Origin of the sequence: Microbacterium sp. R86528 (genome assembly GCF_044596335.1) — a bacterium.
GTDB lineage: Bacteria > Actinomycetota > Actinomycetes > Actinomycetales > Microbacteriaceae > Microbacterium > Microbacterium marmarense.
The window spans coordinates 897,393-923,569 of record NZ_CP138996.1; the positions used below are offsets into that span (position 1 = coordinate 897,393).

The 26,177-nt window shown below is 62.8% G+C and carries 27 protein-coding genes; 1 reads left to right on the top strand and 26 read right to left on the bottom strand.

What is annotated here, in order from left to right; all coding sequences use genetic code 11:
• Positions 1 to 493: 493 nt before the first annotated feature.
• From SJY18_RS04410 to infC, 21 genes are all read right to left on the bottom strand, one after another.
• On the bottom strand, positions 494 to 1,321 hold the full coding sequence (locus SJY18_RS04410) for a DUF4184 family protein (RefSeq protein WP_396668527.1): 828 nt from the start codon (positions 1,319 to 1,321) through the stop codon (positions 494 to 496).
• 22 nt (positions 1,322 to 1,343) lie between these two features.
• Positions 1,344 to 2,648 carry a tyrosine--tRNA ligase gene (gene tyrS, locus SJY18_RS04415; protein WP_396668528.1) on the bottom strand — a complete coding sequence of 435 codons (1,305 nt, stop codon included), beginning with the start codon at positions 2,646 to 2,648 and terminating at the stop codon, positions 1,344 to 1,346.
• Between the two features lie 42 nt (positions 2,649 to 2,690).
• Positions 2,691 to 3,425, bottom strand: coding sequence for a hypothetical protein (locus SJY18_RS04420; RefSeq protein ID WP_396668529.1), 735 nt, complete (start codon positions 3,423 to 3,425; stop codon positions 2,691 to 2,693).
• On the bottom strand, positions 3,422 to 4,066 hold the full coding sequence (locus SJY18_RS04425; RefSeq protein ID WP_396668530.1) for a SatD family protein: 645 nt from the start codon (positions 4,064 to 4,066) through the stop codon (positions 3,422 to 3,424). Before SJY18_RS04425 ends, SJY18_RS04420 begins: the two co-directional genes overlap by 4 nt.
• Before the next feature lie 57 nt (positions 4,067 to 4,123).
• A complete protein-coding gene (gene argH / locus SJY18_RS04430; RefSeq protein WP_396668531.1) occupies positions 4,124 to 5,554 on the bottom strand; it encodes an argininosuccinate lyase in 1,431 nt (476 codons plus the stop codon).
• Between the two features lie 48 nt (positions 5,555 to 5,602).
• Positions 5,603 to 6,721, bottom strand: coding sequence for a heparan-alpha-glucosaminide N-acetyltransferase domain-containing protein (locus SJY18_RS04435; RefSeq protein WP_396668532.1), 1,119 nt, complete (start codon positions 6,719 to 6,721; stop codon positions 5,603 to 5,605).
• The gene (gene argF, locus SJY18_RS04440; protein WP_396668533.1) at positions 6,718 to 7,641 is read right to left on the bottom strand and encodes an ornithine carbamoyltransferase; all 924 of its coding nucleotides are present in this window, start codon (positions 7,639 to 7,641) and stop codon (positions 6,718 to 6,720) included. The genes SJY18_RS04435 and argF overlap by 4 nt, the downstream gene beginning before the upstream one ends.
• Positions 7,638 to 8,852, bottom strand: a complete 1,215-nt coding sequence (locus SJY18_RS04445) for an acetylornithine transaminase (RefSeq protein WP_396668534.1) — start codon at positions 8,850 to 8,852, stop codon at positions 7,638 to 7,640. The genes argF and SJY18_RS04445 overlap by 4 nt, the downstream gene beginning before the upstream one ends.
• Entirely contained in the window at positions 8,849 to 9,748 is a 900-nt protein-coding gene (argB, locus tag SJY18_RS04450) for an acetylglutamate kinase (RefSeq protein ID WP_337338697.1), read from the bottom strand. The genes SJY18_RS04445 and argB overlap by 4 nt, the downstream gene beginning before the upstream one ends.
• Positions 9,745 to 10,902 (bottom strand): bifunctional glutamate N-acetyltransferase/amino-acid acetyltransferase ArgJ, encoded by a 1,158-nt coding sequence (gene argJ, locus SJY18_RS04455; protein ID WP_396668535.1) that lies wholly within the window; start codon positions 10,900 to 10,902, stop codon positions 9,745 to 9,747. Before argJ ends, argB begins: the two co-directional genes overlap by 4 nt.
• The gene (gene argC / locus SJY18_RS04460; protein ID WP_396668536.1) at positions 10,899 to 11,951 is read right to left on the bottom strand and encodes an N-acetyl-gamma-glutamyl-phosphate reductase; all 1,053 of its coding nucleotides are present in this window, start codon (positions 11,949 to 11,951) and stop codon (positions 10,899 to 10,901) included. Before argC ends, argJ begins: the two co-directional genes overlap by 4 nt.
• A 314-nt stretch (positions 11,952 to 12,265) precedes the next feature.
• Positions 12,266 to 14,794, bottom strand: a complete 2,529-nt coding sequence (gene pheT, locus SJY18_RS04465) for a phenylalanine--tRNA ligase subunit beta (RefSeq protein ID WP_396668537.1) — start codon at positions 14,792 to 14,794, stop codon at positions 12,266 to 12,268.
• Positions 14,794 to 15,834, bottom strand: coding sequence for a phenylalanine--tRNA ligase subunit alpha (pheS, locus tag SJY18_RS04470; protein ID WP_396668538.1), 1,041 nt, complete (start codon positions 15,832 to 15,834; stop codon positions 14,794 to 14,796). Before pheS ends, pheT begins: the two co-directional genes overlap by 1 nt.
• 45 nt (positions 15,835 to 15,879) lie before the next feature.
• On the bottom strand, positions 15,880 to 16,815 hold the full coding sequence (locus SJY18_RS04475) for an amino acid ABC transporter permease (protein WP_396668539.1): 936 nt from the start codon (positions 16,813 to 16,815) through the stop codon (positions 15,880 to 15,882).
• Positions 16,812 to 17,459 carry an amino acid ABC transporter permease gene (locus tag SJY18_RS04480; protein WP_337338703.1) on the bottom strand — a complete coding sequence of 216 codons (648 nt, stop codon included), beginning with the start codon at positions 17,457 to 17,459 and terminating at the stop codon, positions 16,812 to 16,814. Before SJY18_RS04480 ends, SJY18_RS04475 begins: the two co-directional genes overlap by 4 nt.
• A 72-nt stretch (positions 17,460 to 17,531) precedes the next feature.
• A complete protein-coding gene (locus SJY18_RS04485) occupies positions 17,532 to 18,401 on the bottom strand; it encodes a glutamate ABC transporter substrate-binding protein (RefSeq protein WP_337338704.1) in 870 nt (289 codons plus the stop codon).
• 78 nt (positions 18,402 to 18,479) lie between these two features.
• Entirely contained in the window at positions 18,480 to 19,277 is a 798-nt protein-coding gene (locus SJY18_RS04490) for an amino acid ABC transporter ATP-binding protein (RefSeq protein WP_337338705.1), read from the bottom strand.
• Positions 19,278 to 19,364: 87 nt separating this feature from the next.
• Entirely contained in the window at positions 19,365 to 20,165 is an 801-nt protein-coding gene (locus tag SJY18_RS04495; RefSeq protein WP_396668540.1) for a TrmH family RNA methyltransferase, read from the bottom strand.
• Between the two features lie 76 nt (positions 20,166 to 20,241).
• Complete coding sequence (gene rplT / locus SJY18_RS04500; RefSeq protein ID WP_337338707.1) at positions 20,242 to 20,622, bottom strand: 50S ribosomal protein L20; 381 nt, start codon at positions 20,620 to 20,622, stop codon at positions 20,242 to 20,244.
• 32 nt (positions 20,623 to 20,654) lie between these two features.
• The gene (rpmI, locus tag SJY18_RS04505) at positions 20,655 to 20,849 is read right to left on the bottom strand and encodes a 50S ribosomal protein L35 (protein ID WP_337338708.1); all 195 of its coding nucleotides are present in this window, start codon (positions 20,847 to 20,849) and stop codon (positions 20,655 to 20,657) included.
• A gap of 70 nt (positions 20,850 to 20,919) precedes the next feature.
• Positions 20,920 to 21,570: a translation initiation factor IF-3 gene (gene infC / locus SJY18_RS04510; protein WP_337338709.1), complete on the bottom strand. Its 651-nt coding sequence runs from the start codon at positions 21,568 to 21,570 to the stop codon at positions 20,920 to 20,922.
• A gap of 263 nt (positions 21,571 to 21,833) precedes the next feature.
• Here infC and SJY18_RS04515 point away from each other — a divergent pair, with 263 nt between their 5' ends.
• Positions 21,834 to 22,235, top strand: a complete 402-nt coding sequence (locus tag SJY18_RS04515) for a DUF1844 domain-containing protein (RefSeq protein WP_396668878.1) — start codon at positions 21,834 to 21,836, stop codon at positions 22,233 to 22,235.
• Here SJY18_RS04515 and SJY18_RS04520 read toward each other — a convergent pair.
• From SJY18_RS04520 to SJY18_RS04540, 5 genes are read right to left on the bottom strand one after another with little or no spacing between them, the layout of a single operon-like run.
• Positions 22,228 to 23,028, bottom strand: a complete 801-nt coding sequence (locus SJY18_RS04520; protein ID WP_396668541.1) for an SseB family protein — start codon at positions 23,026 to 23,028, stop codon at positions 22,228 to 22,230. The genes SJY18_RS04515 and SJY18_RS04520 overlap by 8 nt on opposite strands.
• Positions 23,012 to 23,758 (bottom strand): bifunctional 1-(5-phosphoribosyl)-5-((5-phosphoribosylamino)methylideneamino)imidazole-4-carboxamide isomerase/phosphoribosylanthranilate isomerase PriA, encoded by a 747-nt coding sequence (gene priA / locus SJY18_RS04525; RefSeq protein ID WP_363580947.1) that lies wholly within the window; start codon positions 23,756 to 23,758, stop codon positions 23,012 to 23,014. The genes SJY18_RS04520 and priA overlap by 17 nt, the downstream gene beginning before the upstream one ends.
• 54 nt (positions 23,759 to 23,812) lie before the next feature.
• Positions 23,813 to 24,463: an imidazole glycerol phosphate synthase subunit HisH gene (gene hisH, locus SJY18_RS04530; protein WP_337338713.1), complete on the bottom strand. Its 651-nt coding sequence runs from the start codon at positions 24,461 to 24,463 to the stop codon at positions 23,813 to 23,815.
• Positions 24,460 to 25,080: an imidazoleglycerol-phosphate dehydratase HisB gene (hisB, locus tag SJY18_RS04535; RefSeq protein WP_337338714.1), complete on the bottom strand. Its 621-nt coding sequence runs from the start codon at positions 25,078 to 25,080 to the stop codon at positions 24,460 to 24,462. Before hisB ends, hisH begins: the two co-directional genes overlap by 4 nt.
• Positions 25,077 to 26,171: a histidinol-phosphate transaminase gene (locus SJY18_RS04540; RefSeq protein WP_337338715.1), complete on the bottom strand. Its 1,095-nt coding sequence runs from the start codon at positions 26,169 to 26,171 to the stop codon at positions 25,077 to 25,079. Before SJY18_RS04540 ends, hisB begins: the two co-directional genes overlap by 4 nt.
• Positions 26,172 to 26,177 lie beyond the last annotated feature (6 nt).

Sequence of the window (26,177 nt, forward strand, 5' to 3'; positions counted from 1 at the left end):
TGAACTGACCAAAAGGATGTCAATACTGACAATCCATACGCCAACCCCTCCGGAAGAAGGATTGGACTTTGATCCAAAGGAATCTCACCCAACCGAAGTTGAGTAGAGGTTATTTGGCATTTGACAAGTGCACGCTGTTGAGTTCTCAAGGATCGGACGCACCTCCCACTCAGCTTCACAGCCTCGCCAGAAGGGCAACTTCACTATCTTATCCCCGACGTTCCGTCTGTCAAATCGACTCGCCGAGCAAAACTCAGCAGCAATCAACGACCGCGGTCCACGAAGGGAAGACCACCATCCTAGACACAAAAACACCGAAGTGAAAGAGTAGAAGGAAGGAGGTTTGTTCTCCGCTTGAGGGGGCTGAGGCTCTCGGCCTCTGCTCTTCCCTGTGGGGCGAACAAGTAATAACTTACGCGGGGATTCTGCATCCGGCAAATCACAGCAACCCCCCGGGCGTGTCGCGCTTACTTTCCGCGGAAAGTCGCGGAACTCAAGGCACTGCCCTCGATCGGCGCGCTTGGGTTCGGCGCCACACCTGAACCAAGACCGCGAGCACAAGCGTGCCCATCCCCCAGATTGCACATGCGGGAGGCAGAACCTGGTAGGCAAGATGCGCCACGGTGAATTCCGCCGTGAGTGGTCCCCACAGCTGCAGCCCGCCAAGCCACGCGACGAGCATCACAGCAGGTAGCGAAAGCCACCATGCCCAACGCATCCAGGGAGCCATCAGCGCAGGTGCGGATGACACGTCGGCGCGGCGCAACCAGAGCAGCATCCAAATCGCAATGACGATCAGGCCAACCAAGCTCGATCCGTGCTGCAACCACTTGTAGCCGAGAAGCGGCCCCCACTGCTCGTCAAGAGCGGGAATGGCGTTCACACCGCTGCGACCTTCGTGTGTGAAGAGATCCCACACAACGTGCGACAGCACGCCGAGGCCCAACGACACGGCGAGCATCAGCATGCCAACGCCAGACGTGCGACGCCGACCGTCGCGCACGGTCACAAAGAACGTCTCGCGTAGAGCCGCCAAAGCGCCGGCGTCCCACTGTGCGGGAAGCCTCACTGCCAGCCAACGGGGTGACAGTTCGCGTGCCGCGGGGCGCAGCGCGCAGCGCCAGACCAGCAGCAAGGCGAGCGCCAGCAACATAGTGGCCGGCAGCCACACGAGATCGTGAGTTCTGCCGTAATGCAGCGGGAACCCCCGCACGAACAACGGCAGATCTGGCGTCATCGCGCCGATGGCGATAGCCGCGGGCACGAGAGGCGTGCGCACGAAGGGCAACGCGACCACCGCGTGACTCGGCGTAAACGGCATGGCTAGAGGTCAGTGTCCACAGTCATCGCTCAATGAACACGCCAGCGAGCGTCTTCTTGCCGCGACGCAGCACCGAGACTCCCCCGGGCAGCGAACCCGTGACAACAGTCGACTCATCGGCGACTTTTACCCCGTCGAGCGAAACACCGCCCTGAGCGACTGCGCGTCGCCCTTCTGAGATGCTCGCAACGAGACCCGTATCGACGAGGGCCTGCAGAATGCCGGTATCAACGGGAATCGTCGCGTTGGGCAGTTCTTCAAGTGCTGTCTGCAACGTTGCCGCATCGAGAGCCGCGAGATCACCTTGACCGAAGAGCGCGTCGGATGCTGCAATGGCCGCCGAAGTTGCTTCCGGCCCGTGCACGAAGGCCGTCACCTCGAGCGCCAGTCGCTTTTGCGCGGCGCGACGGAATGGCTCGTTCTCGACGAGCTGTTCGTACTCTTCGATTTGAGCTCGCGTGAGAAAGGTGAAGACCTTCAGCCTCGAGATCACATCGGCGTCATCGGTGTTCAGCCAGAACTGGTACATGCGGTACGGACTGCACATTTCAGCATCCAGCCAGATGGCGTTGCCCTCGCTCTTGCCGAACTTTGTGCCATCGCTGTTAGTGATCAGCGGGGTCCCGATGGCGTGCGCAGAGGCGCCTTCGACTCGATGGATGAGATCCGTGCCGCTGGTCAGGTTGCCCCACTGGTCGCTTCCGCCGGTCTGCATCACGCAGTCGTACTGACGGTAGAGCTCGAGAAAGTCGAGGCCCTGCAGAATCTGATAGCTGAACTCGGTGTAGCTGATGCCTGCTTCCGAGTTGAGGCGAGCGGCAACGGCGTCTTTTTTAAGCATCGTGCCAACCCGGTAGTGCTTGCCGATTTCACGCAAGAAATCGATGGCGCTCAGTGGTGCGGTCCAGTCAAGGTTGTTGACCATGCGGGCAGCGTTGTCGCCATCGAAGCTGAGAAAGCGTTCTACCTGTGCGCGCAGGTCACCGACCCATTTCGCCACTGTCTCGGGCGTGTTGAGGGTCCGCTCTGCCGACGGCCGCGGGTCGCCGACGAGGCCGGTCGATCCGCCAACGAGGCCGAGCGGCTTGTGGCCGGCAAGTTGCAGCCGACGCAACAGCAACAGCTGCACGAGGTTTCCCAGGTGCAGGCTCGGCGCCGTCGGGTCGAACCCGCAGTAATACGTGATCGGATCCCCAGCTAGCAGCGTGCGCAACGCCTCTTGGTCGGTGGAGACGTGCACGAGACCACGCCATACGATCTCATCCCAGACGTTGTCGAATGATGAATCATTGGCGGGCACGGTCGTGCTCAGTGGGGCATTTGACACGCCTGCCAGGTTATCAGCGAGTGGATGCTGCATCCGCCGCCACTAGACGGGGGTGATACCGCTCGCCCACCACACCAGCGCGGCGCACGCAAGTGCGATGACCCAGCTGACGAGGCTGCCCACGAGAAAGTACTCGGCGCGGCCGCCGGTATCGGTGTCGCGGGAGATTTCAGGAAACCTTACGATTCCCTTCGCCGCGAGCACCGCGGCCAGCAGGGTGTAGGCGCCGGCCAGCGTCAGGGCGAACACCAGTATCCGCTCGAGCGGACCGATGAGTCGTCCGCCTTTCAAAGTCGGCGCTGCGGCTGCGGTCGCTACGGACTGGGCTGCTTCGCGGGGCGGGGCATCCTCGCTGCGCAGCGCGGTACGTACGATGACGTTGCTCGATTCGAGCAAGAACACCACGACTCCGACGACAAGCAACGCGAGGTCTACGCCGACGCCTTCGAATGCGCCGCTCGATATGAAAAGATCCGCGAAGTAGCCGGCACCGATCCGAGGTGCGAACGCCGCGATTGCGATTGAGCACAGCACGGCGAGTGCGGCAACGGGCCAGAAGCCGCCTCGACCGGTGCCATCGGCGGGCATCGTCAACGGCCACAGCGCGGCGACCGAGATCGCGACAAAGGCCGCTACTCCGCCCTCCACGCCGGCACCGAGAACGATCGTCAACAGCGCGAGCATCGCATAGCCGATCCAGCGCCTTTGGGCTGGAAAGAACTGCCGCACCAAGTCCGCGGCGCCCACCGCAATCAACGAGAGCGAAGCGACGATCACGACACTGATCCAGACAGCACAAAAAAGCCCTCAACTACTGCGGCGGCACCTGCTGCCGTGAGCGCTTGCGATACGGCGGGCTGCGAAATGCCTTCAGCTCGGGCAAGCTCGCTTTGCGTTGACTTGATGCATCGGCCATAGGTCAACCGACGTGCGCGCTCACTCATTGACGAGACGATTTCGTCGCGGCTGAGCAGATAGGCGTTTGCCATTGCGGTCGAAGAGTGCACGCTTTCATGGTGCCCCTGAGCTGCGACAATCCATGCCCGGGCCGTCGGCGCGGTGCGCTGTTCGAGCGCGTGCACCTTGTCGATGGCCTCACGCGCTGCCCACCAGCCAGGACCATCAGCGAGTTTTCCGTTCGTGGACGCGACGGTTCCGACTTCGCCAATACCGATTCCGAAACGACACTGGATCATGCTTGGAAGAGCGAGCTGCAGCAGCAGGATGCTGCTGAGCGCCTTTTCGACCGTGGGGAACAGCGCTTGCAGCTCATCGCCCACTGTGGGCCGCAGGGGCTGCGTGGCAACCGGATAGTCCTGCTCTACTTGCGCGATCGTTTCTTCGAGCGCACGTTGTGCAGCCTCCCGATCGACAAGGCGCCGCGAGCCCACGATGTCTGCGATCACTGCGACGCTCATATCGCGATCATACCCCTTATATTGCCAGAATATAAGTCACATTCTTATTTGAGCAGGTTATAAGCCGAGAGAGTGAGCTGCCCGTTGTGCCCGCTGAACGAGCTCGTAGCGCTGTTCGGCAACCCGCACCGGCGCAGTGCCACCGACACCCGTTCGACTTGCGACCGATCCTTCGATGGTGAGCACTCCACGCACCGCGGGGGTCAAGTGCGACGAAACTCCGGCAAGCTGCTCATCGGTGACCTCGTGGAGTTCGATGTTGTTCTCTTCGCAGACGCGAACGAGGTGGCCCGAGATCTCATGCGCATCGCGGAAGGGAACCCCCTGCTTCACAAGCCACTCGGCCACGTCTGTCGCGAGGGAGAATCCTTGCGGCGCCAGTTCAGCCATGCGTGCGGTGTTGAAGCGGAGCGTGGCCACCATCCCTGCAAAGGCGGGCAGCACCGTTTCAAGCGTGCGAACCGAATCGAAGACCGGCTCTTTGTCTTCTTGCAGATCACGGTTGTAGGCGAGCGGCAGCGCTTTGAGCGTCGCGAGCAGACCGGTGAGGTTTCCGATCAGTCGACCCGCCTTTCCTCGCGCCAACTCGGCGATGTCTGGGTTCTTCTTCTGCGGCATGATGCTTGAGCCGGTGGAGTAGCCGTCGTCGAGCGTGACAAAGTCGAACTCACGCGTGTTCCACAGAATGATCTCTTCCGAGAATCGCGACAGGTCGATTCCAATCATGGCCGTGACGAAGGCAAACTCAGCCACCACATCGCGCGCCGCCGTGCCGTCGAGAGAATTCTCAGAGGGCCGGGCAAGTCCTAGTTCGGATGCGACGAGTTGCGGGTCAAGTCCCAGCGTCGATCCGGCGAGCGCGCCACCGCCATACGGTGACACGCTGGCGCGCACTGACCAGTCGACAAGCCGCTCAAGGTTGCGCACGAGAGGCCACGCATGGGCTTGTAGGTGATGAGCCAGAAGCACTGGCTGCGCGTGCTGCAGATGAGTGCGGCCGGGCATGATCGCCTCGGGGTGCGCCTCCGCCTGAGCGACAAGTGCGTCTATGACGCGCAAAATTTCCCGCGCTATCGTGCGTGAATGGTCAATCAAGTACAACCGCACCAAGGTTGCGATCTGATCGTTCCGGCTGCGGCCTGCACGAAGCTTTCCGCCGACATCTGCACCGACAACGCTGATGAGCGCTTGCTCCAGCGCCCCGTGCACGTCTTCATCGGCGGGGGTCGGCAACAGTGAGCCGTCAGTGATGCCGGCGGCGAGAGTGTCGAGGCCGTCGTGCATCGTGCGTTCTTCGTCTTCGCTCAAGTAGCCTGCCGAAGCCAGCGCCTTGGCGTGGGCGTGAGAACCCGCAATGTCGTAGAGCGCTAGATCCCAGTCGAAGTGCGTCGAACGACTCAGCTCGGCCAGTTCAGGCGACGGTCCCGTCGCGAAACGGGCGCCCCAAAGTGCGCCCTCGTTTGTACCGTCACCCTTGTTGTCACTCACATGTCCAGCCTACGGGAGCACGTGCGTGGTGACCGCCGCGCTCACACCTCAGCGACTGCGCGCCGCGTCGTTTGGCGTCGAGGGAACGGCAAGCTTGGCCAAGCGGTCGAGCGCCCACTCCAGCGGGCCGCGGCCAACCAATAGAGCCCATGCCGTGCATCCCGCGATCGTTCCGAGGGTGAGCGGCACGAACGGCTCGAGTGCGCGGAACGCCGCCAGATCGCCAGGGCTGCCCAACAGCACGGTCGCTGCGATCGCCCACGCGACAATCTGCACGGTGTACGCCGTGAGCGGCATCGCTCCGAGCGCACGCAGCGGCAACACCACCCACGTGAGAACGGTGCGACAGGCGAGCAGACACAGCGCGATCACGAACATCGCGAAGCCACCCGAGCCCCATACCTCCAATAGGCCGGTCGAGTGCGCCTCGCCCGTCCACAACGCTTGCCAAAACGACGTCGGCAGACCGCTGGCGCCTGAAATGGCGTCAAGCGCCGCAGCCACGACGGCCAACGCGGCGCCCACCACCAGCATCCACCCCTGAACCTTCAAGCGCGTGATGCCCGCTCGAGCCACAGCCATACCAGCCGCAACGAACGCGATCCAAGTGGTGAAGGGATAGTGCCAACCGATGGCGAGCGAGAGATCGTTGCCGATGGGGGTTGTCCAGATCGGCAGCGCATCGAGCACAACCTGAACGAACGGCATCACTGCGGCCAACACGAGAGCGACAAACAGAAGTGAGCGTGCGCGCAGCGGAACGAGCATGGTCGCAAGCAAGAACAGAAGTGCGTACGCCGGAAGGATCACATAGACCGGCACTCCCGTGAAGATCAGCGCCAAGCCCAGGAGCCAGAGCGCGAAGGCTCGGGTAGCGAGACGCAGCTGCGCCCGTTGTCGAGCCTCGCCGGCGAGCGGCACGCGCGCGCCGGTTACCAGCGCGATCGATATACCAGCGAGCGTCGCAAAAAGGATCGATGAACGACCTTCGACGATTGCGATCCAGGTGAAGGGGTCAGTCAGTGCGAGGGGTTCGCGAATCCACAGTAGATGGGCCGCCAGCATGCCGAGAATCGCCAAGCCGCGAGCCAGATCGACACCAGCAATGCGGCTCGGACCGTTGAGCCGCATCCAACGGCTCTCAAGCCACCCTGGCCGGGCAGTCACTTCTGGCGCAACAGCCAAACGAGCAGTGCCTTCTGTGCGTGCAGACGGTTCTCTGCTTCGTCCCAGACGACGCTCTGCGGACCGTCGATGACTTCGGCATCGACCTCGTAGCCGCGATCAGCCGGCAGACAGTGAATGAAGATCGCGTCGTCTTTCGCCAGCGTCATCGTCTCCCCCGTTACCTTGTAGGCGCCAAGGTCACGAAGTCGCGACAGCTTCTCTTCTTCTTTGCCCATCGATACCCACGTATCGGTCACGATGACGTCCGCTCCCGCCGCGGCTTCATTCGCGTCGGTGTACAGAGTCACCGAGCCACCGGTCGTGACCGCGAGACGATCGGCGTCAGCAATCACATCCGCACGCGGCGAGTACGACTCCGGTGATGTGACGCGCACATGCATACCCGCCGTGACGCAAGCCAGAATGTACGAGTGCGCCATGTTCGATTTGCCGTCACCGAAGAAGGTGAGCGTCAGGCCTTTCAGGTCACCCTTGTGCTCGCGGATGGTGAGCAGGTCAGCCAGCAGCTGACAAGGGTGAAAGTCGTCGCTCAGCGCATTGACAACGGGAACTGTCGTGCCCTGTGCCATCTGCTCTAGGCCCGCCTGGGCGTAGGTGCGCCACACGATTGCCGCGACCTGACGTTCAAGCACCCGCGCGGTATCGGCCGGTGTCTCTTTGCCGCCGAGCTGGCTGTTGGCTGTCGAGATGATCAGAGGCGATCCGCCAAGGTCGGCGATTCCCACCGCGAACGAAACCCTTGTGCGGGTCGATGACTTGTCAAAGATCACCGCGACAGTCTGTGGGCCTTCGAGGGCCTTGACGGCGAAGCGATCCTTCTTCAACTCGATCGCGAGATCGAGGATCTCGGACTGCTCTGCCGTGGTCAGATCGTCGTCACGCAACAGGTGGCGGGTCATGCGGTGTCCTCCGTCGGGGTGTCAATCAGCAGCGCGTGTTCAACCGTGCGCAGTGACGCCGTGAATAGCTCAATGAATTCGTCGATCTCGACGTCACCGATGGTGAGCGCGGGCACGAGGCGAATCGTCTCGTCGTTGGGAGCGTTGATGATAAGCCCGTGCACTTGGGCAGCTTCGACCAGCGCCTTGGCGACAGGCTGCGCGAGCGCGATGCCCACGAGCAGTCCGCGCCCGCGACAACCTGCAATCAGCTCGGATTCGATCGCGTCGATCGCAGCACGCAGCTGTGCACCTCGCTCGGCCGCATTACTCACCAGTTCGGCATCTTCGATCTCGCCCAGCACCGCGTCGGCGACAGCCGTGCCAAGCGCATTTCCGCCGAACGTCGAACCGTGCGTGCCGGGGTAGAAGAGGTCACTCGCCGCGGGGAAAGTGATGAGCGCCCCGATGGGGAAGCCACCGCCGATCCCTTTGGCGACCGTGATCGCATCAGGAGTGATGCTGTCGTGCTGAAATGCAAACCACTCGCCCGTTCGCCCAGCGCCAGTCTGAATCTCATCGATGATCAGGAGCGCGCCATGCTGCTCTGTGAGCGCGCGGGCAGCCGCAAGGAAACCCTCGGGAAGATCTATCACCCCGGCTTCGCCCTTGATCGGCTCAACGAAGACGGCAGCGACGCGATCATCAAGAGCCGACTCGAGCGCTGCAACGGTCGTGTCGATGAACTCCACCCCCGGCGCCATCGGCAGGAAGGGCTCCTGCATTGCTGGCTTACCGGTCAACGCGAGTGTGCCCATCGTGCGCCCGTGGAATGCGTTGGTGAACGCCAGAATACGCGGGCGATCGGCACCACCGTGCAACCGTGCCAACTTGAAGGCAGCCTCGTTCGCTTCGGCTCCCGAGTTTGCGAAATAGACACGACCGTCATCACCCGTACCGGCGAGGCGCTTGAGCGTGGCGGCGAGGGCGAGTTGCGGTTCAGTCGCGAAGTAATTCGAGACGTGAGCGAGGGTAGCCGCCTGCTCGGTGATCGCGTTCACGAAGATCGGGTGTGCGTGACCGAGCGAGTTCACCGCGATACCGGCGAGAAAGTCGAGATACTGCTTGCCTTGGTCATCCCAGAGGTAGGCGCCCTGACCGCGTGTGAACATGGCCATTCGCGGGCCGAAGCTTCGAACGAGATCGCGTCCCGCGTCATCTTGCCAGCTCATCCGGCTACCACCTCAGTTCCGATTCCTTTGCTGGTGAAGATCTCCACCAGTACCGAATGGGGAACACGACCATCAATGATCGCGGCTTTCTCCACTCCCCCTTCGACCGCTTGCAAGCATGCCGCCATCTTCGGAATCATGCCCGACTCCAGCGAGGGCAACAGTGCGTGCAATTCGCTGGAGGTGAGGTGCGACACCAGCGAGTCACGATTCGGCCAGTCTGCGTACAGGCCGGCGACGTCGGTCAACACGACCAGCTTGACAGCGCCCAGAGCGACGGCGAGAGCGGATGCTGCCGCGTCGGCGTTCACGTTGAGCGAGTGCCCGGGGTGGTCGAGATCAGGTGCGATGCTCGAAATCACCGGAATCCGACCGGCTGCCAGCTGGTCGAGCACCTGCTGTGGGTCGACTTCGACGACATCGCCGACACGGCCAAGGTCGTGCTCGATGCCGTCGATCGTGACGCCACGCTGACGCCCCCCGAACAGACCGGCATCCTCACCGCTGAGTCCGGTAGCCACCGGGCCGTGCGCGTTGATCTTGCTGACCAACTGGGGATTGATCTGCCCGGTCAGCACCATTCGAACGACCGTGATCGCCTCAGTGCTCGTTACGCGGTAGCCACCCTTGAACTCGCTCGGAATAGCCAGGCGATCAAGCATTGAAGAGATCTGCGGCCCGCCACCGTGAACGACAACCGGCTTCACACCGACGTATCGCAGATAGGCGATGTCAGCGGCGAAAGCATCTTGCAGCTCCTCGCTCACCATCGCGTTGCCGCCGTACTTGATCACGATGATCTGGTCGCTGTAGCGGCGCAGCCAGGGCAGCGATTCGATCATCGTGACGGCCTTATTGCTCGCCTCAGCGGGATCGGTGTCTTGAATATCAGTCATGAGGAATATGCACTGTTCTCGTGAACGTAGTCGTGAGTGAGGTCGTTGGTGAGAATGGTGGCGGTCGAGCTGCCCACCTTGAGGTCGATGGCAAGGTGGGTGGCGCGCGGAGTGAGGTCGACGTCTTCGCGCGGTCGGTCAGGGCCACCAGCTGTGCATACGCGAACGCCATTCATCCATACATCGACGTCATAGGGGTCGAAGGCAGCATCGGTGGTCCCAATGGCCGCCAGCACACGGCCCCAGTTGGCGTCATTGCCGAAGATCGCAGCCTTGAACAGGTTGTTTCGGGCGACCGAGCGGCCAACTTCCACCGCGTCTTGTTCAGACTCCGCATTGACGACTTCAATGGTGATGTCGTGGCTGGCGCCCTCGGCATCGCCCTGCAGCTGACGCGAGAGGTCGAGGCAGACCTCGGCGAGCGCCGCACCGAAGTCTGTCGCAGACGGTGTGACGCCACTGGCACCGCTCACCATGAGCGTGACCTGGTCGTTGGTCGACATGCAGCCGTCCGAATCCAAACGATCAAAACTCACTCGCGTCGCATCGCGAAGATGCGCGTCGGCCTGGGAAGCGTCAAGCACCGCGTCTGTCGTGATGACGACGAGCATCGTGGCGAGCCCAGGTGCCAGCATCCCGGCGCCCTTCGCCATTCCACCGATCGACCAGCCATCGCGAGTAACCACTGACCTCTTCGCCTTGGAGTCGGTCGTCATGATCGCCTCAGACGCCTGCACTCCCCCGTCAACGCTCAACGACGCCGCGGACTGCGAGACACCCTCAAGTACCCGCGAACGAAACAGTTCGTCGCCGGTGCCGATCAGACCCGTGGAACAGACGAGAACATCCCCCGCGCTGACGCCGAGTTCGGTGGCGACTTTTTCCGCCGTCTGATGCGTCGTCTGGAATCCGAAAGAGCCGGTAAAGCAGTTCGCACCGCCGGAGTTGAGGATGATCGCCTCGACGACGCCATCCTGAATCACCTGCTCCGACCACATGATCGGGTTCGCTTTGGCGCGGTTGCTCGTGAACACAGCCGCGCCCACCTTCAGTGGGCCGCGGTTGACGACCATGGCGACATCGGGTTCTCCGCTGGATTTCAGTCCGACAGCAACCCCGGCTGCTTCGAAACCTGCTGGTGCGGTGACGCTCACGGCGCGACTCCGTTCATCGAGAGCGCTGTTGCTTCACTGAGCCCCAGCGCGATGTTCATGGATTGGACTGCTGCTCCGGCTGTCCCTTTGACGAGATTGTCGACCGCGGTGACCACGACAACACGGTTCGCGTCTCGATCGATTGCCAACCCGATCAACGCGGTGTTCGCACCGATGACATCCGCCGTCCGAGGGAATTGCCCCTCGGGCAGCAACTGCACGAACGCCTCATCGGCATATGCTGCTTCCCACGCCTGGCGAATGTCATCATCGCTCACGCCATGCGCGATCGGTGCCGTCGATGTCGCGAGAATGCCACGGGCCATGGGCACGAGCACGGGGGTGAAGGAGATTCGAATGCTCGTTGACTCCTGACCGGATGCGGCGGCGAGCGCTTGCTGGATCTCCGGGATATGGCGGTGGGTTCCGCCTACGGCGTAGGGGGTTGCCGAGCCGAGAATCTCACTCGCCAGCAGGTTGGCTTTTAGAGCCTTGCCCGCCCCTGAAGGACCTACCGCAAGCACGGTGACAATGTCAGCCGAGTCGATCACACCCGCTGCGACCCCAGGCGCGAGACTCAGGCTCACGGTGGAGGCGTTGCAGCCTGGCGCGGCGATGCGAGACGCTCCAACCAGCCGTTCGCGTTGCTTCACGCCGTTTACCAGAAGTTCTGGCACGGCATAACTCCATGGTTCATGGAACTCGCCCCCGTAGAACCTGTTCCACGCAGCCGCCGACTCGAGGCGATGGTCTGCGCCTGCATCGATGACGAGCGGAGTCGCGCCGAGTGCATCGGTGTACTGGCCGGACTGGCCGTGCGGCAACGCAAGAAACACGATGTCGTGACCTGAGAGCACCTCAGGGGTGGTCTCGCTCAGTGTGAGATGCGCGAGCGAGCGCAGGTGCGGCTGATGCGCGATCAGCGGCTGTCCTGCGTTGGAGTGCGCGGTCACGGTGCGGATCTCAACATCGGGATGCGCGGCGAGTATCCGTAGGATCTCACCGCCCGCATAGCCGGACGCACCGGAGACGGCGACCGAATATGTCATGGATTCCACCTTAGGGTCTGGTTGGCCCTTGGCTGGCTCGCAAGTCCGCTCAAGGGCCCGCAAATGGGCCAGAGACGGCGACGCTCACTCGTTCGGCGCGGGAGGTGAAGGCTCGTTTCACGCGGGAACTGAAGGCGAGGTCGCCTAAAGTCGGCGGTTGCGGCGTCGGCGTGCGGGGGCGACGCGCAGAGCACGCGTCGAGAGGCGCAGCGGGGCCGAGGGCATGCGCCGACCATAGCCGCGATCTCTCCACAACCGCAAATCAGCGAACGATCCGCACGCCGGGGGTGCGGATCGTTCACCCTTCGCTGGTGCTACTCGCGAAGCGTCGCCCCGAACCGCTCGGCGGCGGCCGCGACACCGGCAAGTTTTGCTTCGGTCGCATCGGCCGCTGTGAGCGTGCGATCGCTCGCGCGAAAGCGCAACGCAAACGTCAGGCTCTTGGCACCCTCAGCCACGCCCTGACCGCGATAGTCATCGACCAGGCGAATTGCCTCGAGCAACTCCCCTGCGCCGTCTGTGAAGGCTGCGCGCACCTCGGCTGCCGGAACACCCGAGTCGACGACCAGCGAAACGTCTTGGGTTGCAGCGGGAAAACCAGACAGCGACCCGGCGACAACCTTCTCGCCAGCCAGCGAAATCACCAGATCGAGATCGAGCTCCGCCACGACCACGCGACCGGGCAGGTCTGCCGCCTCTGATACCGCCGGAAGCAGCTCGCCGATGTAGCCGACTTCGCGACCTTCTACAGTGAGCGTGCCCGCGCGGCCGGGATGCAGCGCCGCGCGCTGCGTCTGCGTGACTTCGATGCTCACCCCTGCCGCCGAGGCGATGGTGTGCACCGCGTCGAGAGCATGGCCGAGGTCAGCGCCGACGGCGGGCTGTCGGGGCTGCTTGGCCACGATGTTTCCCGCGAGCAGCACCGCGACAAAACGAGGCTGCGGCGGGATCGACTCGTCGAGCTCCGCAAGCGTCGACGCAGAGGGCCTCACAGCGAGCGGCGGAATAAAGGCAGTGCCGTACTGCACTCCCTCTTTCGGCAAGAAGACGGAGCCGGACTCAAACAGAGCGAGGTCGGTGAATCCACGTGACAAGTTGCGGTGAGCAATCTGCAACAGCCCCGGAATCAGCGAACGACGCAAGAAGGGCGCCTGCCCGTCAAGCGGATTGGCGAGCTTCATGCTCGGCACTGATCCGCCCGAGGCGGAGCCGTGCAGGTTGTTCTGCTCCGCTGTTGTGAAGCCGAATGACGGCGTTTCGACGAACCCCGCAGCGGCGAGCGCGTTGGACACGCGACGGCGACCCTGCTGAGCGGGGGTGAATCCCCGTCCCGATGGCGGAACCGGCAATACCGAGGGAATGCGCTCGTAGCCCTGAATCCGCGCGACCTCCTCAGCGAGTGTCCACTTGTCTGTGAGGTCGGGGCGCCACGTCGGCGTCAGCACACTCCACCCAGCATCCACACCCGCCACCTCAGCGCCGATCAGCGCGAGCGAAGTAGCAACCTGCTCATCGGTGTAGTCGACTCCGATGAGTCCGTTCACGAACAGCCGCGGCAACGCGATGCGGGTGCGCGTGATGTCGTTGCCGAGCGAGCCCCCGAAATTCTCATCAAGCGTTCCGCCGGCGTACTGGACCATCAGGTCTGCAACACGACGCGCAGCCACGGCTGCTACCGCGGGGTCCACGCCTCGTTCAAAACGTCGCGATGCTTCCGATGGAAGCTTGTGGCGACGGGCGCTGCGAGCAATCGTGACGGTGTCGAACGTCGCTGCCTCGATCAGCACGTTGCGCGTCGATGCCGACATTTCAGTGCGACCGCCACCCATGACTCCCGCAAGACCGATGGCCCCGGAGTCATCGGTGATCAGCAGGTCTTCGGGGTCGAGCGTGCGCAGCTTGCCGTCGAGTGTTTCCAGCGTCTCGCCCGCGTTCGCGCGACGGACAACGATGCCGCCCTGCAGTGTGTCGAGGTCATAGCCGTGAATCGGCTGGCCCAGCTCGATCATCACGTAGTTCGTGATGTCGATGAGAATTCCGAGTGAGCGAATACCCGCGAGGGTCAGCCGAGCAATCATCCAGGCCGGCGTCGGCTTCGTCGGGTCGACATCACGCACAACACGTGCAATGAACTCGGAAGCACCCACGCGGCCACGGATGGGGGCTTCATCGTTCACCGCGACGGCGAAACCCGTTCCCGCAGCGAGTTCGGCTTCGGCGCGAAGGCCCGGATCGCGAAAAGCGGCACCCGTGGCGTGGGAGTACTCTCGCGCAATGCCTCGCACCGACAGCGCGTAGCCACGGTCGGGCGTGACATTCACATCGACCGCGACGTCGTCAAGACCGAGAAGGGCGATCGCATCGGCTCCCGCGGGAGCATCGATCCCAAGTTCGACCAACCGCAGAATGCCGTCGTGTTCGTCGCCGAGGCCGAGCTCGCGAGCAGACGCAATCATGCCGTCAGATATGTGCCCGTAGGTCTTGCGAGCGGCGATGGGGAACGGGCCAGGCAGCACCGACCCAGGCAGGGTGACAACAACCTTGTCGCCGGGGAAGAAGTTGCCGGCGCCGCACACGATGCCGTGCACTGCTTCGCCACCATCTGCTGCGTTCTCACCCTCGGGGGCGACGCGCACCTGGCACCAGCGGATGGTCTTGCCGTTCTTCTGCGGCTCTTCGAGGAACTCGAGCACCTCGCCCACCACGATGGGACCGTGAAGCTCGAAACGAAAGACGTCTTCTTCTTCGAAGCCGACGGACACCAAGGCAGCAAGGACGTCTTCGGGCGTAGCCTCGGGCGCAACATCGACGTATTCACGAAGCCATGAGAGCGGAACGCGCATCAGACCACCATCCCGAACTGCTCGCTGAAGCGAACGTCGCCCTCTGCCATGTCTCTCATATCTTTCACGTCGCTGCGGAACATCAAGGTCCGCTCAATCCCCATGCCGAAGGCGAAGCCCGAGTACTCCTCTGGATCGATGCCTGCCGCACGCAGCACGTTGGGGTTCACCATGCCGCAACCGCCCCACTCGATCCAGCGGGCACCCCCTTTGAAGGTGGGGTGCCATAGGTCTAGTTCCGCCGAAGGCTCGGTGAACGGAAAGAAGTTTGCGCGGAAGCGTGTCTTCGCTTCAGCGCCGAACAGCGCCTTGGCGATGTGGTCAAGGGTCCCCTTGAGGTGAGCCATCGTGATGTTCTTGTCGATCACGAGGCCCTCGAACTGGCTGAAGACCGGCAGGTGTGTGGCGTCGAATTCATCGGTGCGGTACGCGCGGCCGGGGCACACCACAAAGATTGGCAGCTCACGCTCAAGCATCGAGCGCACCTGCACGGGGCTGGTGTGAGTGCGCATCACCAGGTGACGCGCCACCGGGTCAACGAAGAACGTGTCCTGCATCTGACGCGCGGGGTGATCTTCATCGAAATTCAGCGCATCGAAGTTGTACCACTCGTGTTCGAGTTCGGGGCCTTCGGCAATCTCCCACCCCATGCCGACGAAAATATCGCCGATCTGTTCCTGCAAGAGAGTCAGCGGATGCCGCGCACCAACCCGGCTTCGAGCGGCGAGGGCGGTGATGTCGATTCGCTCGGCCTCGAGTTTCGCGGCGGTCTCAGCCTCAGCGATCTCAGCTTCTCGAGCCGCGAACGCTTGATTCACGCGACCACGGGCTTGACCGACGAGCTTGCCGAATTCAGCCTTTTTCTCATTGGGCACGTTACGCAATTGGGCATTGAGTAACGCGAGCGGCGATCCGTCGGCGCTGTGGGCAGCGCGGGCGGTCTTCAATGCGGAGGAATCGGATGCTGCGGTGATCGCTGCCAGTGCAGCATCCACCGCTTCGGCAACCGCTTCGGGAGTGATTTCGGGAACGTCAGACACGAGAGTCGAGTCTACCGAGACTCACGCGCCTCTCCGACGAGACCGCTATCGCCCTGAGTTCGTCTCGGACTCGCGTGCGGCCGCATTGGCCTTTGCGACGAGGATCGCCTGATCCGGATCGACGTCGCCAGCTGCGCGCTTTGCCTTGCGCGAAGACCCGTAGCCCGATGATGTGCGTCGAGACAGCCAGCGCGCGAACCATGACAGCGACAGGTTGATGACGAGATAGATCACCAGCGTGACGGCGAACAGGGTGAACAGATAGCGGTTGCCCAATGCCGCCGACAGCTGGTTCATCGTCGAGCGAATGAGTTCGTGGTAGCCGACAATGTAGCCGAGAGAGGTGTCTTTGAGCAGCACGACGAGCTGGGCCACGATGATCGGGAGCATCTGCCGGAACGCCTGTGGAAACTCGACCAGGATCTTCGACTGGAATACGCCCATACCGACGCTGAGGGCGGCTTCACGTTGACCGCGCGGAAGCGAGGCCAGGCCGGCTCGCAGCGCTTCGCCGATCAACGTGCCGTTGTACAGCACGAGGGCGACGACCACAGCCCAGAATGCACCGGTCGACGCGACGAGCAAGATGAACAGCATCATCAGCAGAACGGGCATGCCGCGAAGGAATTCGATGAGCCAGGCGGTCGGGATGCGAACCCACGCGATCTCTGAGCTTCGCATCAACGAGAAGGCCATGCCGAGGGCAATGGCGCCGACCGCGGCGATGGCGGCCGCGGCAAGAGTCGCCATGACACCTTCGCCGACGATCTCCCAGAATCGTTGCTGCGCTAATGCCTCCCAGCGCGATGAATCGAACATGCCGGGAAGGGTGATGCCACCAGACTGGCGCTCAGCGGCCAGCGTGAAGACGAGCCAGACGACAGCGCCGAGAATCAGCACTCCGGCAATGATCGAACCGATCAGCGAGGCCCGACGCGCGCGCGGCCCCGGGGCGTCGAAGAGAACATTTGCAGAGCTCATCGCTGCACCACCAGACGCTTCTCGAGTTGACCCGCGACAAGGCCCAGCGGCACCGTGATCACGAGGTACAGTCCAGCCGCAGTCAGCAGGATCGGAATCACCATATTGCCGTTCGAGTTTGCGAGCGCACGCGTGACGGCGAACAGTTCAAGCACGAAGAATCCGCCTGCGACAGACGAGTTCTTCGTCAGGGCGATGAACACGTTGATCAGCGGTGGAATCGTCATACGGAAGGCTTGCGGCAAGACGATGAGCGACACCGACTGGCCGAAGCCGAGACCAATGCTTCGCGCCGCTTCGGCCTGCCCGACGGGAACCCCGTTGATCCCCGAGCGCAGCGCCTCTGCGACGAACGGGGAGGTGTAGTAGGTGAGGGCGAGAATCGCCAGCGGCACGAATGCCCAACGCAATCCGAGAAACGGAAGCACGAATGCCGTGAAGAAGAAGACCAGCGTGAGCGGAGTGTTTCGTGCGATCTCGGTATACAGAGCGGCGAACGCGTTGAGCGCTGTCACCGGCGAGATGCGCATGGCGGCAACCAAGGTGCCGGCCAGGAGCGACAGAATCCCCGAGGCTACGAGCAGCAGAAGGGTCATTCGAAAGCCCTCCCAGAAGGTAGGCCACAGACTCAGGTACTGATCCACTGGTGATCCTCTCGCGTGTCAGTAGGGGGATGCCTCGGCTCTGCGCTGTGCAGAGCCGAGGCATCCGATCAATCAGTAGCGATCGACTGCCGGCGGCTCGATGAACGGCAGAACCGTTCCTGCCGTGGCATCCCACGCAGCTTCGTACGAACCGTCTGCGTAGCTAGCCTCGAGAACGTCGTTGATCCACATGCGGAACTCGGTGTCATCGAGCGCCAGACCGATTCCGTAGGGCTCGTCGGTGAAGGGCTCACCGGCAACCTTGAACTCGCCCTCGTTCTGGGCAGCAAGACCCGCGAGGATCACGTTGTCGGTCGAGACGGCAACCACGGCACCGTTGCGAAGCGGTTCGAGGCAGTTCGTGTATGTGTCGGTGAGAACCGGCTCTGCGCCGATCTCGGCCAGCTTCTCGGCTGGCGTTGAACCGGTGACCGAGCAGACGGGCTGACCGACGAGGTCTTCTTCGCTGGTGATGTCGTCGTTGTCAGCGAGCACGAGGATCGACTGGCCAGCCATGTAGTACGGGCCGGCGAAAGAGACGACCTCTTTGCGGGAGTCGTTGATCGTGTACGTGGCGATGACGATGTCAACTTCACCGTTCTCGATGAACGGCTCACGGTTTGCCGAGACCGCTTCGACCCACTCGATGTTCTCTTCGTCGATTCCGAGGTTCGCGGCGATGATCTTACCCATCTCAACGTCGAAGCCCTCGGGGCCGTCAAGTCCGTTCAAGCCGAACAGCGGCTGGTCGAACTTCGTGCCGATGGTGATCGTGCCGGCCTCGCTGAGGTCGGCCATGGTGGTGCCTTCCTCGAATTCGACCATTTCGGTATCAGCCTCGACCGTAGTGTCTTCGGCATCACTGGTGTCGCCCGCGCACGCTGTGAGTGCGAGTGCGCCGGTCATCGCCAGCGCAATAAGCGGGAGTCTCGATCGCTTCATCTCTTCGTCCTTTGCTGTTGTGGACCGCTTTCGCAGTCCGCCTCTCGGTTCTCAGCCGCTGGCAACGGCTGAGCGTTCTCAGTGCTCGAGGATCTTCGACAAGAAGTCCTGGGCCCGTTCGCTCTGGGGGTTGGTGAAGAACTCTTCGGGAGTCGCTTCTTCCACGATCGCGCCATCTGCCATGAACAGCACACGATCGGCTGCTTTTCTGGCAAAACCCATCTCGTGAGTGACGACAATCATCGTCATCCCTTCGGCCGCGAGGCCGACCATGACGTCGAGCACCTCGTTGATCATTTCTGGGTCGAGCGCGCTCGTCGGCTCGTCCATCAGAATCAGCTTCGGGTCCATCGCAAGTGATCGGGCGATCGCAACGCGCTGCTGCTGGCCGCCGGAGAGCTGTGCGGGCATTTTCTGCGCCTGGTTGGCAATGCCGACGCGATCAAGCATCGCCATGGCCTTTTCATCAGCGGCCTTCTTCTTCATCTTGCGGACCTTGATCGGACCGAGGGTCACGTTCTCAAGGATCGTCTTGTGTGCGAAGAGGTTGAAAGACTGAAACACCATGCCGACATCCGCGCGCAGGTGCGCGAGGGCCTTGCCTTCTTCTGGCAGCTTGGCGCCGTCGATGGTGATCACACCAGAGTCGATCGTCTCGAGTCGGTTGATCGCGCGACAAAGCGTGGACTTGCCAGACCCGGAAGGCCCGATCACCACGACAACCTCGCCGCGATTGACGGTGGTGTTGATGTCTTTCAACACGTGCAAGTCACCGTAGTGCTTGTCGACGTGCTCGATTACGACGAGCGGCTCGCCTCGTCGAACGTTGATATTCGATGTACGAGGCGCAGGCGCCGCAGATTCAGGTGTCGCCATAAGTTCACCCTAGGGGTGAACCAGGGTCTACACACCCCTGGTGGACGCGACCTTTACCGAGTTGTAACAGGCGTGGAACGTGAGGATTCAGTCAGTGGAGCGCTGGGCGAACGCGGTCTCGTAAAGGCACACGCTGGCCGCGGTGGCGAGATTCAATGACTCTGCTGCACCGTAGATGGGCAGGCGCAGCGACACATCGACCATCTCGAGATGGTCGGCTTCGAGACCGCGAGCCTCGTTTCCGAACAGCCACGCTGTCGGCCTGGCCAATCGCCCGCGCGCGGCGAGGAAGTCGTCTCCGCCGACGTCGGCAGCAATGACCTGCATCCCCGCTGCACGAGCACGCTCTATCACCGTGGGAAGCTCGACGCCCACCGCGACGGGAAGGTGGAAGAGCGATCCCGTTGTGGCCCGCACAACTTTCGGGTTGTGCGGGTCGACCGTGCGGCCCGTGAGCACGACGGCATCGGCGCCGACGGCGTCAGCGGCGCGGATGATCGTTCCCAGGTTGCCGGGGTCGCGTACCTCTTCGCAGATGACAATCAGCTGGGGCGACGCGGCAAACACATCGCGCACCGACGTGGGCGACTGTCGGGCGACTGCGACTATGCCTTGTGGGGTAACGGTGTCAGCCATCGCGTCGAGCACCGACTCCGTGGTGAGAACGACCTCAAAGCCCGCGTCGCGCGCGGCATCTCGAACGTCGGCGTGTCGTTCCATGGCGGCCGGAGTGGCAAACAGCTCGACGACTGATTCTGGTCGGTATGCGAGAGCCTCTCGTGCAGCCTGCGGCCCTTCCAACAGGAACAGTCCGGTCTCGTGGCGCGCGCTGCGCTTGGTGAGCTTTGCGACGGCGCGCACTCGCGGGGAACGGGGGTTTTCCAGCACACGATCACCCTATCGCGCACGGGTGTCGGCAATGCGAAAGGCGCCCTCCCGATGGGAGGACGCCTTTCGTGAAAACTTACGCCTTAGGGGCGTTGACGTTCTCGGGAAGTGCGCTCTTCGCGGTCTCGACCAGCGAGGCAAAGGTCGCCGGATCGTTGACTGCGAGGTCAGCAAGCATGCGGCGGTCAACCTGCACACCTGCAAGGCCGAGACCCTGGATGAAGCGGTTGTAGGTGACGCCGTTCTGACGTGCAGCCGCGTTGATCCGCTGGATCCAGAGGCGGCGGAAGTCGCCCTTGCGCTTGCGGCGGTCGCGGTATGCGTAAACGAGGGAGTGAGTGACCTGCTCCTTCGCCTTGCGGTAAAGACGCGAACGCTGTCCGCGGTAACCGGATGCGCGCTCGAGGATGACGCGACGCTTCTTGTGGGCGTTTACCGCCCGCTTGACTCTAGCCATTTCTTCTACTTCCTAAATGTGTGCGTCGGTGCTCAGAGACCGAGGAGCTTCTTGGCGGTCTTCGCGTCGCCGGGAGCCAGAACCTGCTCCTGGTTGAGGCGACGAGTGCGACGGCTCGACTTGCCCTCGAGGTTGTGGCGCATACCAGCCTGCTGCTTCATCAGCTTTCCGCTACCGGTCACCTTGAAGCGCTTCTTGGCACCCGAGTGGGTCTTCTGCTTCGGCATCTCTTTCTTCCTTCGTTTCACTTCCCGCGCGAGCGGGAGTCGGGATCCCGCATCGCGGGAGTGTGGGGCCCTACTCGGCGGGAGCTGAGTCGGGTGTGTCTGTGGGAGAAGCGGTGCGCGCAGAGCGTGCCGCTTCTTTGTTTGCAGCACGCTGGGCGTTCTGCTCGGTCTTCACCTCGGACTTGTTCTTGTGCGGGGCGACGACCATGACCATGTTGCGACCATCGATCGTGGGGTTCGATTCGACCGTTCCGAACTCAGCGACGTCTTCTGCGAACTTGCGAAGCAGACGCACACCCTGCTCGGGTCGTGACTGCTCACGGCCACGGAACAGGATCATCGCTTTGACCTTGTCGCCAGCCTGCAAGAAGCCCTCGGCACGCTTGAGTTTGGTTATGTAGTCGTGAGCCTCGATCTTCAGACGGAACCGAACCTCTTTGAGGACCGTGTTCGCCTGGTTGCGTCGAGTCTCTTTGGCTTTCTGCGCGGCCTCGTACTTGAACTTCCCGTAGTCCATGATCTTGACAACCGGGGGCTTCGAGTTGGGGGCAACTTCGACCAGGTCGAGGTCGGCCTCCTGAGCGAGGCGCAGCGCGACCTCAATGCGGACGACGCCGACCTGCTCACCCGCGGGTCCTACGAGGCGGACCTCTGGGACGCGGATGCGGTCATTGGTGCGGGGATCGCTGATGCGGAACTCCTCTTCGTACTGTGAAGGCAACCACAGCACGGTTGTGATGTGGTTGAAAGAGGGTTCACTCCACCCACTCGACGCTTCTGCGCGAGCTTGCACCCGGACCCATATGTATCCACATGGCTACCCCGGCCGCATGACGGTCGGGGCGGAGTGCTTGACCCGGTAGCCTTGAACGGCAAGCGCGGGTGGGATGAAATCCTCTTTCAGTCTGGAGCAGAACGCTCCAGAGCCTTCATGAGTTTAGCAGAGAGAGTGGCGTGGACACGATTCGAGACAACAACGGCCAGATTGATGGCCCCGACACGTCGCCGGCAGCCGCTCACAATGATGATCGGCACGCCCACTGGGAAGAGCAGGAACGCGCGGCAGCGTCCGCGACCCGAGACATCGCCGACGTGCCCGCTGTCGAGGTCATCACGACAGCCTCGGTGCATCTCATGAGCGCCGCCGCCGTCAAAGTCGGACTTGCCGATGACCCCGACAACCAGCGCGACCTCGACGAAGCGCGCAAGCTCATCAACGCGCTGGCAGGGCTCATCACGGCGGGGGCACCCGAGATCAGCGACATGCACGCGCGTTCACTACGCGACGGCCTGCGCTCACTGCAGCTGGCGTTTCGTGAAGCGTCGCTCGTTGAAGACCCGATCGGCAAAGGTCCGGGCGAAAAATGGACCGGACCGGTTACGTAGCCGCTCCTCCAAGAAGCTTGACGCTCAGCGAATCGACAAGAACCGCGATGCGATCGTCGGCGGCCCAGCGAGTCGCAAGGCGAGAGAGCACCGCGTCAAGCTGATCGCGCTCCAGTCCGGCGACTAGCTCCAGGCGTACAACAAGTTCGGGTCCCCGCAGCCGTGCGGACGGATCCCCCGCTGCAACGCTCAGGTCAAGCACCGTCAACTCGGTGCCGATGCTCGATTGCAACGCCAGAAAGACTTCGGGTGCGGCGAAGCTCGGCTCCCAGGGGTGACCCTGTGCGATGGCCCACACCGCGGGGCGGCGCAACACAAACTCGGTTTCTGAGGCTGGGTCGATCACGATCAGGTCAGTGTCTTCGGCGGATGCTGCCAGAGCGGTGCGCACACCTTCCGCTGGAACGGGTCGTGCCGTCGCATCCCATCGTTTCATCGCCTCGACCGAGCTGAACACGGGCAACACCCGGCGGCCGTCCGGAGCAGCGACGGTGACGATGGAAAGCTCTTGCGTCTTGTCGACCGCAAGCCCGTGAGCGCCGATGCCCTCGTCGCCCTTCTCTGCGATCAACGGGATCAGCAATCGGGCTTCGCGATACGCGTCGACGACAGCTACCTGATCGCCGACGCCGGCATGGAAGGCCTCAAGCGCCCTCAGCAGCGCGGGATCGGCGGAACCATCGTCGCCCGAGTGCGGGTTGGCGCTGAAGCCCCTCCCCTCCCATGGCACACCGGCTGAATCCGCGTGGGGATCGTTGCCAAGTGGGTCATGACCGTCAGTGCCCGGCGACATCCAGCGCCTCGGCCAGTGTGAAAGCGCCCGCGTAGAGGGCCTTGCCCACAATGACCCCTTCGACGCCAAGCGGTACGAGCTCGCGCAGGGCGATGATGTCATCGAGACTAGAAACGCCTCCCGACGCCACGACGGGCTTGGGCGTTCGAGCGGTCAGCTCGCGCAGCAGCTCGATGTTGGGGCCCTGCAAGGTGCCGTCTTTCGTCACGTCGGTGACGACGTAGCGGCTGCAACCTGCCTCTTCGAGGCGATCGAGCACCGTCCACAGATCGCCACCTTCGCGCGTCCAGCCGCGCGCCGCGAGGGTCGTTCCACGCACATCGAGCCCCACTGCGATCGCGTCGCCGTAGCGACTGATCGCGTCGGCTGCCCACTCGGGGTTTTCGAGCGCGGCCGTGCCGAGGTTGATGCGCGCTGCGCCGCTCTCGAGGGCCGCTTCGAGGGTGCGATCGTCTCGAATTCCGCCGGATACCTCGACCTGCACGCCTCTGACCTGCTTGATCACCTTGCGGATGATCGCAGTATTCGTGCCGCGACCGAATGCGGCGTCGAGGTCGACCAGGTGAATCCAGTCGGCACCGCTGCGTGCCCACTCGAGGGCGGCATCCACGGGGTCGCCGTAGCTGGTCTCGCTGCCGGCCTCCCCCTGGGTAAGACGCACGGCTTTGCCACCGGCAACGTCAACAGCGGGCAACAGGATCAACTCGGGTGTTGACGAGAAATCGTTCATGGCTCCTTGTGCGGGAAAATCGCGGAGGCATTTACCTGCGCAGACGGCACGATTTCAGAGGGTAGTCCTGCTGAGCCCGTCGAGCCAATTGGAGAGCAATTGGATGCCTGCATCGCCCGACTTCTCCGGGTGGAACTGGGTCGCAGAAAGCGGCCCGTTCTCCACCGCGGCAAGGAACGGCGCCCCATAGTCACACCAGGTCAAGGTGGGTTTCGGAAACGGCGGTTGCACGTCGAGCGTCCACTCTTGCGCGGCAAACGAGTGCACGAAATAGAAGCGCTCGTCTTCGATGCCCCGAAACAGCCGCGTCCCCTCATCAGGAGTGACAGTGTTCCACCCCATGTGTGGCAGCACGGGGGCGTCTAACTCGGTTACCGCACCGGGCCACTCCCCTAAGCCCTCGGAGTCGGCCCCTCGCTCGACGCCGTGTTCGAACAACACCTGCATTCCGACGCAGATCCCAAGTACAGGACGCCCTCCGGCGAGCCGACGACCGATCAGCTCGTCGCTGCGGGTCGCGCGAAGTGCGTTCGCTACGGCGCTGAACGCCCCGACCCCGGGCACAAGCAATCCGTCCGCTTCGAGCACGAGGGAACGGTCCGACGTCAGCCGTGCGTCTGCACCCGCAGCGTCCAGCGCTTTCACCGCGGAGTGAACGTTGCCCGACCCGTAGTCGAGCACTGCAACCACCGGCTTCGAAGTCACAGAGCGCCCTTCGTGCTGGGAATACCATCGACGAGCGGGTCCAGAGCCTTGGCCTGGCGAAAAGCGCGCGCGAAAGCCTTATATTCCGCTTCGGCGATGTGGTGTGGGTCACGCCCCGAGATAACCCGAACGTGTACGGTCAACGCCGCTTGGAACGAGATCGCTTCGAAGGTGTGGCGCACGAGTGAGCCGGTGAAGTGGCCGCCGATGAGGTGGTGCTCAAATCCGACGGGCTCGCCGGTGTGCACCAGGTAGGGGCGGCCGCTGACGTCGACAACCGCTTGCGCCAGCGCCTCGTCGAGCGGAACGAGTGCATCGCCGTAGCGAGAAATTCCGGACTTGTCTCCGAGTGCCTGGCGAATTGCTTGCCCGAGCACGATCGATATGTCTTCGACCGTGTGGTGTGCGTCGATGTCAGTGTCGCCTGATGCGCGCACGGTGAGATCGGTGAGCGAGTGCTTGGCGAACGCCGTCAGCATGTGGTCGAAGAAGGGCACGGTCGTATCGATGTGACTGCGGCCGTTCCCATCGAGGTTGAGTTCGAGCTCAACGGATGACTCGCTCGTGGAGCGCCGGATGGATGCCGTGCGTGGGGCGCGAGAAGTAGCTTCGGTCATGACGCTGATCCTATCGACGCCAACGCGTCCAAGAACGCGGTGGTCTCTTCTTCGGTGCCGGCCGAAACTCTCAGGTGGTGAGGGATCCCGACGTCGCGAATCAAAACGCCACGGTCGTAGAGCGACTGCCATAGGGCTGCGGGATCAGCGACATCGCCAAACAGAACGAAATTCGACCAGGATTCGTAGGGGCGATACCCGAGTGCTTCGATGGTCGCTGAGATTCGATCCCGCTGCGCAACGATCTCATCAACCATCTGCAGCATCGTCGGTGCGTGACGAAGCGCCGCACTCGCGGCTGCTTGAGTAAGAGCGCTCAAGTGATAAGGCAACCGAACCAGCCGCAACGCATCGACGACGGCAGGGTCAGCGGCGAGGTAGCCGACCCGAGCACCTGCAAAAGCAAACGCTTTGCTCATCGTGCGCGAAACGATGAGCCTCTCCCGACCGGGGAGCAGCGTAAGCGCAGAGCGCTCCCCTTGCGGCGCGAACTCGTGATACGCCTCATCGACCACGACGATGCCGGTTGACGCCTCGTACACCGCCTCGATCACATCGAGACTCACGGGTGTGCCCGTGGGATTGTTCGGCGAACAAAGAAAGACAACGTCAGGTTGCGCCTCGCGCACCTGAACGGCGGCGTCGGTCGCCGAAATCGAATAGTCCACCTCCCGCCTGCCCGCGAGCCAAGTCGCCCCGACGGCTTGACTGAGCAGCGGATACATCGAATACGTCGGCGCAAAACCGAAGGTCTTGCGCCCCGGACCAGCGAAGGCTTGGAGAACGTGCTGCAGCACCTCGTTGGAACCGTTCGCTGCCCAGATGTTCTCGGCTGTCAATCCGTGACCGAGATAGTCCGCGAAACCTTCTCTCAATGCGACAAAATCGCGATCGGGATAACGATTCACTTCGCGCAGTGCTAACGCGATCGAGTCCATGATGTCGTCCGCGACCTCTTGCGGCACGGGATGGGTGTTTTCGTTCACATTCAGCGCTATCGGCAACGGCGCCTGCGGTGCACCATAGGGCGTCAAGCCGCGTAAATCATCGCGGAGGGGCAGATCTTCCAGACGTACACTCACTCGGCCCATCGTAGG

Bases quoted from the DNA above. Each gene is read 5' to 3' on its own strand.
- SJY18_RS04475 (WP_396668539.1), bottom strand. From the start codon at position 16,815: ATGAGCTCTGCAAATGTTCTCTTCGACGCCCCGGGGCCGCGCGCGCGT.
- SJY18_RS04540 (WP_337338715.1), bottom strand. From the start codon at position 26,171: ATGGGCCGAGTGAGTGTACGTCTGGAAGATCTGCCCCTCCGCGATGAT.
- argB (WP_337338697.1), bottom strand. From the start codon at position 9,748: ATGACTGATATTCAAGACACCGATCCCGCTGAGGCGAGCAATAAGGCC.
- SJY18_RS04485 (WP_337338704.1), bottom strand. From the start codon at position 18,401: ATGAAGCGATCGAGACTCCCGCTTATTGCGCTGGCGATGACCGGCGCA.
- rplT (WP_337338707.1), bottom strand. From the start codon at position 20,622: ATGGCTAGAGTCAAGCGGGCGGTAAACGCCCACAAGAAGCGTCGCGTC.
- rpmI (WP_337338708.1), bottom strand. From the start codon at position 20,849: ATGCCGAAGCAGAAGACCCACTCGGGTGCCAAGAAGCGCTTCAAGGTG.
- pheT (WP_396668537.1), bottom strand. From the start codon at position 14,794: ATGCGCGTTCCGCTCTCATGGCTTCGTGAATACGTCGATGTTGCGCCC.
- argC (WP_396668536.1), bottom strand. From the start codon at position 11,951: ATGACATATTCGGTCGCCGTCTCCGGTGCGTCCGGCTATGCGGGCGGT.
- SJY18_RS04520 (WP_396668541.1), bottom strand. From the start codon at position 23,028: ATGTCGCCGGGCACTGACGGTCATGACCCACTTGGCAACGATCCCCAC.
- SJY18_RS04490 (WP_337338705.1), bottom strand. From the start codon at position 19,277: ATGGCGACACCTGAATCTGCGGCGCCTGCGCCTCGTACATCGAATATC.
- SJY18_RS04425 (WP_396668530.1), bottom strand. From the start codon at position 4,066: ATGAGCGTCGCAGTGATCGCAGACATCGTGGGCTCGCGGCGCCTTGTC.
- argF (WP_396668533.1), bottom strand. From the start codon at position 7,641: ATGACCCGCCACCTGTTGCGTGACGACGATCTGACCACGGCAGAGCAG.
- SJY18_RS04445 (WP_396668534.1), bottom strand. From the start codon at position 8,852: ATGAGCTGGCAAGATGACGCGGGACGCGATCTCGTTCGAAGCTTCGGC.
- priA (WP_363580947.1), bottom strand. From the start codon at position 23,758: ATGAACGATTTCTCGTCAACACCCGAGTTGATCCTGTTGCCCGCTGTT.
- SJY18_RS04410 (WP_396668527.1), bottom strand. From the start codon at position 1,321: ATGCCGTTTACGCCGAGTCACGCGGTGGTCGCGTTGCCCTTCGTGCGC.
- hisB (WP_337338714.1), bottom strand. From the start codon at position 25,080: ATGACCGAAGCTACTTCTCGCGCCCCACGCACGGCATCCATCCGGCGC.